Source organism: Streptomyces sp. NPDC059567 (assembly GCF_042735655.1).
Taxonomy (GTDB): Bacteria; Actinomycetota; Actinomycetes; order Streptomycetales; family Streptomycetaceae; genus Streptomyces.
Genome location: NZ_JBHWBS010000101.1, coordinates 20,884 through 28,665, shown reverse-complemented (window position 1 = coordinate 28,665; position 7,782 = coordinate 20,884). Strand labels below are relative to the sequence as shown.

Sequence of the window (7,782 nt, the reverse complement as noted above, 5' to 3'; positions counted from 1 at the left end):
CGGCCCCGCACCGCGGCAAGCTCCCCAGACCTCATACAGCCAGCGAACTACCACCCACCCACCACGACAAGACCACCTAACAAAGCACTACTAGGGGGTGTCCCCCCGGGCGTGGCCGACCGGGGCCGGCCGCCCCTGGCTCCAGTGGGTCAGCTGATCGTCAGCGGGGTGCCCGGGGCGAGCTCGGCCGCGATGAGTTCGGCGACGTCCTCGGCCGTGTTGCCTTCCGGCGTGTTCGCGGTCTTGGTCGTCGAGACCGCGATGGCGAGGCGCTCGGAGGGGAGATACGCCTGGATAGCCGCGTAGCCGGAGAACGACGGGTTCTGGACCAGCCAGGTGTCGACCACGATGATGCCCAGTCCGAAGTGGGCGGCCTCGGTCTGCTTGATGCAGATCGTGGCGGGACACGTGGCGGTTCCGCCGCCCAGGCCGACCGTGCCCGGGTTCAGGAAGGTGCGGTAGGAGCGGGGCGACAGGAGTTCGCCGCTGCCGATGGCCTGTGCCGAGCGGGCCAGGTCACAGATGTCGGTGGTGATGACCGCGCCGGGCGCGGTGGTCCACGACGGGTTCCAGAAGGTGGACTCCTCGTAGATGCCGCGGTCGGACGTGAAGGCATGCAGGACGGGACTCGGGATGTCCGGAGTGAAGTTGTTCTGCGTGTTGCGGAGCCCGAGGGGACCCCAGACCCGCTCCTTCAGGAACTCGTCGATCCGAATGCCGGTGATCTTCTCCAGCGCTTGGCTCAGGAGCAGGTAGTTGGCGTGGGAGTAGCTCCAGTTGGTCCCCGGCTCGTACCAGAACGAGTGGCTGTACGGGAACGCCAGCAGCTCGTCCGGGGTCCACTGGCGGAACGGGTGGGGGACCAGCTCGGCCAGGAAGGCCGGGTCGGTGACGTAGTCGTGGAGGCCGGTGGTGTTGGAGGCCAGCATCCGCAGGGTGATCTGCTCGGCCTTGGGGAGATCGGGCAGCCAGCGCTCCACGGTGTCGTCGAGCGAGACCTTCCCCTCCTCGACGAGCTGGAGGAGGGCCGTGCCGATGTGGGCGAAGGCCACGGAGCCGGCGCGGAAGTGCATGTCCGGCTGGGCCGGGACACCGGTCATGGACTCGCCGAGCGCGTCGGTGAGGACCTCGCGCCCGTCGAGCGTGACCTTCAGCTCCACGGAGTTCAGCTTCAGGTCCTTCTTGGCCTTGCGGGTGATGTCCAGGACCTTGCGGGCCTGGCCGTCGAGGGGGCGCTCGGTCCTCACACAGTCGCGGTCACCGTGGTGGCCGGGACCCTCCGCGAGAGCGGGGGTGGCGGCCGAGGTCTGGACGGTGGCGGCGAGGAGAGCGGCGCAGAGCAGCGCGCTGCGGGCGCGCGCACGCGTGCGCAGGCGCGTGTGGAAGCGGGTGCGTGTCATGCCCGCACTATGGCCGGAAGGTACTCGACAATTCGGCCGAACACTCCGCAAAGGACGTGAGACGCGCCCATGTGGGGCAGACCGGACTAGGGCGTGGGCCGGCCGGGAGTGCTTCCGTCGTCGAACCGCGTCGCCAGGAACTCCTCGAAGGTCACCCGTCCCACCGCGGACTCGGGCGCGAGATGGCCTCCGTGGCGCAGTCCCCGGTAGACCTTGCCCGGCAGGGGGACCTCGACGATCCTCCGCTGTTTCCCGCTCGCCCCCAGGTAGGCCGCGGCCAGCTCGGCGAACGTACGGATCTCGGGGCCGCCCATGTCCGCCACACGCCCGGCCGGGGGGCCCGCCGCGAGCTCCGCGAGGCGGTACGCGGCCTCGGTGACCTCCATCGGCTGGTCCCGTACGGCCTTCGGCACCAGCATCACCGGCGGCTTCGCCAGCCCCTCCAGGAGACGCAGGATCAGGTCGTGGAACTGGGTGGTCCGCAGGATCGTCCAGCCGAGCCCCGACTGCTGGATCAGCCGCTCGACCGCGTACTTCGCGCGGTAGTAGCCCAGCGGCACGCGGTCCACGCCGACGATCGAGATGTACAGCAGATGGCGCACCCCGGCCCGGTGCGCGGCCTCGATCAGCAGCCGGGCCGCCTGCTCGTCGTGGCGCGTGATGTTCGTGCAGTGGACGATCGCGTCCACGCCGTCCACGGCCCGGTCCAGGAGCGGGCCGCCCCGGCGCAGATCGACGGCGTACGGCGGCGAGTGCCTGCTGAGCACCCGCACCTCGTGGCCCTCCGTGCGCAGCTTCTCGCAGACGGGCCCGCCCAGTGTGCCCGTACCTCCGGTCACCAGGATCGTGGTCATGTCTCCAGCGTGAACGCCTTCGCCGCGGCCCGCACACGCGGACCACGGCGAGGACGCGGTAGGGACCCGGCGGCGGCAAGGGCCGTGAATTCCGCCGCCGGGCGTTCTTGCCGAGGTCAGGGCGTCAGCAGGTGCCGAGGTCCTTCCAGACGCCCCACTCGCCGGTCGTGCCCGGCTCCTCGTTCTGGGTCCACCACTGGGCCTTCCACTTGTGGCCCTTGTGGGAGACCTCGTTGCCCGCGTTGTACACCGTGCCGGCCACGTACGCCGGGGCGGTGCAGGGGCCACCGGTCGGCGTCGGGGTCGGACCCGTCGGGGTCGGCGTCGGACCGGTCGGGGTCGGGGTCGGGGTCGAGCCGCCCGGCTCCACCACCGTCGTCCCGCGCGCCAGGTCACCGGCGAGCGCGTACGTCGTGCCGCTGATGTTCACCGTCCAGTTCGACGGCGTGGACACCGGCAGGTAGTAGTTGAACGCCAGGTCCACCGTCGCGCCCGGGGCCAGCGACTGCCAGGCCGGAAGCTTCAGCGACACTCGGTGGAAGTCGCCCTTCAAGCCGCCCACGTTGTTGCCCGTGTGGTCGCTGCTGATCACCTTCGTACCGAATCCGGACTGGTCGGAGGCGTTGCCCGGCGCCGCGGTCGCGTAGTCGAACTGGAACTCCGTGCCGCCCGGCAGCGCGGTGGCCGTGTTGTTGGTGATCTTGATCTTCGGGGTGATCGGGTAGTTGGAGTCGCCCAGCTTGAACTCGGTGAACTCCGCGCCGACGTTCACGGCCTGCGTCGGCAGCGCGGCGTTCGACTTCTTCGCGCCGTACGGGGCGGCCGCCTTGAACTTGTCGTACATCAGCGAGGTGAGCGTGGAGCCCATCTCGTACTGGCCCTTGCCCGCGTTCCAGGCGTAGTCGCCGGCCATCTCCCAGACCATCGTGCCGCCGATGCCCTTGCTGACCACGTAGTCGGCCTTGGCGGCCACCGACTGCTCGTCCTCCGTGGACAGGAAGACCTTCTTCTGCGCGTTCCACAGCCACGGCGCGACCAGGGTCGAGTCGTACTTGCGGGCGTAGGTGCCGGTCAGCGTGGTGTTCGCGGGGAAGCCGTACTGCGTGACGTAGTCGCCGACGATCCCCTTCTCCAGGTTCTTGGCATGCCACATCGGGTTGGAGCCGGCCGGGGACTCGGCGCCGTTGGTGTCCTTGTCGTGCCACAGATTGTCGATGCCGACGGCGCCGTCACCGCACTTGGTCAGGCCCGCGCCGGCCGGGCAGGTGGTCGCCGCCGCCTTGCCCCACAGGCCGTCGGTGCCGCCCTGCACGTTCTTGTGGCCGCGGGTGTAGTACGGCAGGCCGATGTTGATCCGGCCGGCCGGCATGGAGCCGCGGAAGTAGTGGTACGCCCAGTCGGTGTTGAGGTAGCCGACGCCGCCGTACTGCTGGGAGCCGTAGACCCCGGCGGCCGCGAGCTCGGCGTCCTTGCCGTCGTCGAAGAGCGAGGCGTTGGGGCCGACGTACTCGTTCCAGGCGCCGTGCAGGTCGTAGGACATGATGTTGACGTAGTCCAGATACTTCTGCATCTGGAAGGTCTCCATGCCGCGCAGCAGATAGCCGGAGGAGGGCGCGGCGACCGTCAGCATGTAGTGCTTGCCGTCGGCGGCGCCGGCCCGGTCGAGCTTCTCGCGCAGCGTCTTCATCAGGGCCGCGTAGCCCTGGACGAGGCCCGCGCGGCGCGCGTTGGCGAGCTGCCAGTCGAGCGGGTTTCCGGCGTCCTTCATCGTCGTCGGGTACTCGTAGTCGATGTCGACGCCGTTGAAGCCGTACTTCTTGATGAAGGAGACGGCCGAGTCCGCGAACGTGTCGATCCCGGCCTGGTTGACCGAACCGTCGGCGTTGGTGGCCATCGAGTAGAAGCCGCCGGAGTTCACGCGGCTTCCGTTGTCGTCGAAGTAGCCGCCGGTCTCGGCCCAGCCGCCGACCGAGATCAGCGTCTTGACGTCCGGGTGCTGCTTCTTGAACTTGTTGAGCAGGTTGAAGTGGCCCTTGTAGGCGTACGCCGGGTCCATCTCCGCGCCGGCGACACCGGGCCAGGTCATCCCGGTGGCCGCGTTGTTCGGGCCGTCCGTGCCGACGGAGAGCTTGTTGTCGGAACCGATGTGTCCGAAGGCGTAGTTGATGTGGGTGATCTTGTCCCACGGGATGTTGTTGGCGAGATAGGCGGGCTCGCCGTTCTTGCCGGTGCGCCAGCCGGTGAAGTAGCCGATGACCCGGCGCTGGTGGTCCGCGCCCATCTTCTCGCGGCCCTCGGTGTCGTAGACCGAGCAGTACGGGACGTCGACGCCGGGGGTCTTGTACAGCCCGTCCGGGCGACAGCCCTCGTGGTCGGCGGCGTACGAGACACCGCCCGCGAGGGAGCTGATCAGCAGACCGGCGACGGCGGCGCCGGACGCGAGCAGCGAGACCCTCGTCTTCGTGGGGGACAACACGATCGGTTCCTCCTGGGGAGGTGAAAGAACACAACGAACAAAGGGGTGGGTCGTGTTGGGCCCGTGGAGTGCGCACACCGCGGGCCGTGCCTCGGAGGTGACACGGAGATTAAGAGGACTAGACCAGTGCGTCAATAGGTCTGGACCAACGAAGGGGTCCATGGGATGCTGTGAGCCAGCCCACAGGGCCTCACTCGCATGGCCGACGATCGGGCGTGGCAGACTGGCCCTGTATCAGCAGCAGCGCACTCCGGGGTCGGTGTAATTCCGAACCGGCGGTATAGTCCGCGACCCGTCCGCAGCCAGCGGCCGGTTGACCAGGTGAAATTCCTGGACCGACGGTGAAAGTCCGGATGGGAGGCAGTGCGCGGCGGGCGACCCTATCAAGGGGGCGCTTCGGCCGTATCGCCGCTGGTCGCCCTCGTCGGCGACCGGTCTGTCCGGCCTTGGCATCCCTGTGCGTAGCGTCGTACCCGCTCTCTGTCGTCATCGACAGGCCCCGGAGTCCGTGCCCGAAGAGGCAGGAGGACCCGGTGGCAGAGCCGACCGACATCACCGCCATGCGACGCGCCATCGCGCTCGCCGCCCGTGGTCTCGGCTCCACCAGCCCCAACCCGATCGTCGGCTGCGTCATCCTCGACGCCTCCGGACACCAGGTCGGCGAGGGCTTTCATCAGCGCGCCGGCGGCCCGCACGCCGAGATCCACGCCCTGCGCACGGCCGGCGAGCGCGCCCGCGGCGGCACTGCCTACGTCACTCTCGAACCCTGCAACCACACCGGCCGCACCGGCCCCTGCGCTCAAGCGCTCGTCGAGGCCGGGATCAGCCGGGTCGTGTACGCGGTCGGCGACCCGAACCCGCAGGCCACGGGCGGTGCCGACACCCTGCGCGCGGCCGGCGTCGACGTCGAGCAGGGCCTTCTGGAGAACGAGGCAGAGGCGGGCAACATCGCCTGGCTCACCTCCGTACGCCTCGGCCGCCCCTTCGTCCGCTGGAAGTACGCCGCCACCCTCGACGGCCGGATCGCCGCCGCCGACGGGACCTCCCGCTGGATCACCTCCGCCGAGTCCCGCGCCGACGTCCACCGGCTGCGCGCCGAGTCCGACGCCGTCGTCGTCGGCTCCGGCACCGCCCGCACCGACGACCCCCACCTGGCCGTACGGGGCATCGAAGGCGCCGACCAGCCGCTGCGGGTGGTCGTCGACACCGAGGCGAGCGCCGTGAAGCCCGGCGCCCGGGTCCTCGACGACGCGGCCCGCACCGTGATCGCCGTGGCCGAGGACGTCCTCCTGGAGGACACCGCCCACTTCCCCGAGACGTGGCGGCTGTCCCGCGCCCCTGGCGGCGGCCTCGACATCCCGGACCTCCTCGCCATGCTCCACCAGCAGGGCGTCCGCTCCGTCCTCCTCGAAGGCGGGCCGACCCTGGCCGGCGCCTTCGTCGCCGCGGGAGCCGTCGACCAGGTCGTCGGCTATCTCGCCCCCGTCCTCCTCGGCGCCGGCCCGAACGCCCTCGCCGACGCCGGAATCACCACCATCACCGAAGCGTTGCGGCTCGACGTCACCGAGACCGTGCGCATCGGACCCGATCTCCGCATCACCGCGACCCTCAAGGGAGCCTGACCGTGTTCACCGGAATCGTCGAAGAACTGGGCGAAGTCACCGCCGTCGAGAAGCTGGCCGACGCCTCCCGCTTCAGCCTGCGTGGACCCCTGGTCACGGAAGGCGCCAAGCACGGGGACTCCATCGCCGTGAACGGTGTCTGTCTCACGGTCGTCGAGTTCGGCGGCGGCGAGTTCACCGCCGACGTGATGGAGGAGACGCTTCTGCGCTCCTCGCTCGGCGCCCTCGAGGTCGGCTCCCGCGTCAACCTGGAGCGTCCGATGGCCGTCGGCGACCGCCTCGGCGGACACATCGTCCAGGGACACGTCGACGGCACCGGCACGATCATCGACCGGACCCCGTCCGAGAACTGGGAGATCGTCAAGGTCGCCCTGCCCGCACACCTCTCGCGCTACGTCGTCGAGAAGGGCTCCATCACCGTCGACGGCGTCAGCCTCACCGTCGTCGAGGCCGCCGACGACTGGTTCACCATCAGCCTCATCCCCACCACCCTCGCGCTGACCACGCTCGGCATCAAGCAGAGCGGCGACCCGGTCAACCTCGAAGTGGACGTGATCGCCAAGTACGTCGAGCGACTGCTCGGCCCGAACGCCAAGGAGAACGTCAAGTGAGCTGGCTCAACTCCGAGGCCTTCACCGCCTTCGGTCAGCACATCATGTGGTCCGACATGATCGGCAACACGATCGGTCTGATCGCCCTCGCGCTCGGCTGGCGGCGCTCCATACTCACCTGGCCCGCGCAGCTGCTCTCCGGCGTCATCCTCGTCGGCGCCTACGCCTCCGCCCACCTCAGCGGCGGTGTCGGCAAGCAGCTCCTGGTCATCGGCGTCGCCGCCTGGGGCTGGTGGCAGTGGAACCGGGGCAAGCAGCAGGCCCAGGACGGCTCCATCGCCGTCCGCTTCGCGACCTGGAAGGAGCGCGGACTGCTCCTCGCCGGCGCGGTCCTCGGCACCCTCGCCGTCGGCGGCCTGTTCACCCTCTACCCGTCGCTCTCCTGGAGCCCGTGGGCCGACGCGTACATCTTCGTCGGCACGCTCGTCGCGATGGTCGCCCAGGCCCGCGGCCTGGTCGAGTTCTGGTTCGCCTGGCTCCTCGTCGACCTGGTCGGCGTCCCCCTTGCCTTCAACAGCGGCCTCGCCTTCTCCGGCCTGGTCTACGTCATCTACTTCGCCCTCGTCATCTGGGGCATGCGCGACTGGTGGCTCCGGACGCGCACCACCCCCGCTCTGGAAGGAGCCACGGCATGAGTGCGCTGCCGATCTGGGACGTCACCGACCTGTCCCTCGACCCCGTCGAGCAGGCCATCCGCGACATCGCCGCCGGCAGGCCCGTCGTCGTCCGAGGACAGAGTTGACCAGCGAAAGCAGGGCCACCCCCCAAAGCCCCCCAGCACAGCCACCCCCCCGTATGAGCGCAAAATAATTAACACTT

Annotated in this window: 6 protein-coding genes and 1 riboswitch; of the genes, 3 read left to right on the top strand and 3 right to left on the bottom strand. The window is 69.5% G+C overall.

The window, feature by feature from the left end; genetic code table 11:
* Positions 1-149: 149 nt before the first annotated feature.
* The 3 genes from ACFVZW_RS31220 to ACFVZW_RS31210 form a co-directional block, all read right to left on the bottom strand.
* Positions 150-1,400 carry a serine hydrolase domain-containing protein gene (locus ACFVZW_RS31220; protein ID WP_384528354.1) on the bottom strand — a complete coding sequence of 417 codons (1,251 nt, stop codon included), beginning with the start codon at positions 1,398-1,400 and terminating at the stop codon, positions 150-152.
* An 86-nt stretch (positions 1,401-1,486) separates the two neighbouring features.
* Positions 1,487-2,254: an SDR family oxidoreductase gene (locus ACFVZW_RS31215; protein WP_384528351.1), complete on the bottom strand. Its 768-nt coding sequence runs from the start codon at positions 2,252-2,254 to the stop codon at positions 1,487-1,489.
* A 124-nt stretch (positions 2,255-2,378) separates the two neighbouring features.
* Positions 2,379-4,730 (bottom strand): chitinase C-terminal domain-containing protein, encoded by a 2,352-nt coding sequence (locus ACFVZW_RS31210; RefSeq protein WP_384528348.1) that lies wholly within the window; start codon positions 4,728-4,730, stop codon positions 2,379-2,381.
* A gap of 241 nt (positions 4,731-4,971) precedes the next feature.
* Positions 4,972-5,101: riboswitch (FMN riboswitch) on the top strand.
* A 189-nt stretch (positions 5,102-5,290) separates the two neighbouring features.
* On the opposite strand from ACFVZW_RS31210, the gene ribD reads away from it, so the two are divergent.
* From ribD to ACFVZW_RS31195, 3 genes are read left to right on the top strand one after another with little or no spacing between them, the layout of a single operon-like run.
* Entirely contained in the window at positions 5,291-6,352 is a 1,062-nt protein-coding gene (ribD, locus tag ACFVZW_RS31205) for a bifunctional diaminohydroxyphosphoribosylaminopyrimidine deaminase/5-amino-6-(5-phosphoribosylamino)uracil reductase RibD (RefSeq protein WP_384528360.1), read from the top strand.
* Between the two features lie 2 nt (positions 6,353-6,354).
* Complete coding sequence (locus ACFVZW_RS31200; protein ID WP_384528345.1) at positions 6,355-6,963, top strand: riboflavin synthase; 609 nt, start codon at positions 6,355-6,357, stop codon at positions 6,961-6,963.
* 44 nt (positions 6,964-7,007) lie between these two features.
* Positions 7,008-7,598 (top strand): nicotinamide riboside transporter PnuC, encoded by a 591-nt coding sequence (locus ACFVZW_RS31195; protein WP_384528357.1) that lies wholly within the window; start codon positions 7,008-7,010, stop codon positions 7,596-7,598.
* Positions 7,599-7,782 lie beyond the last annotated feature (184 nt).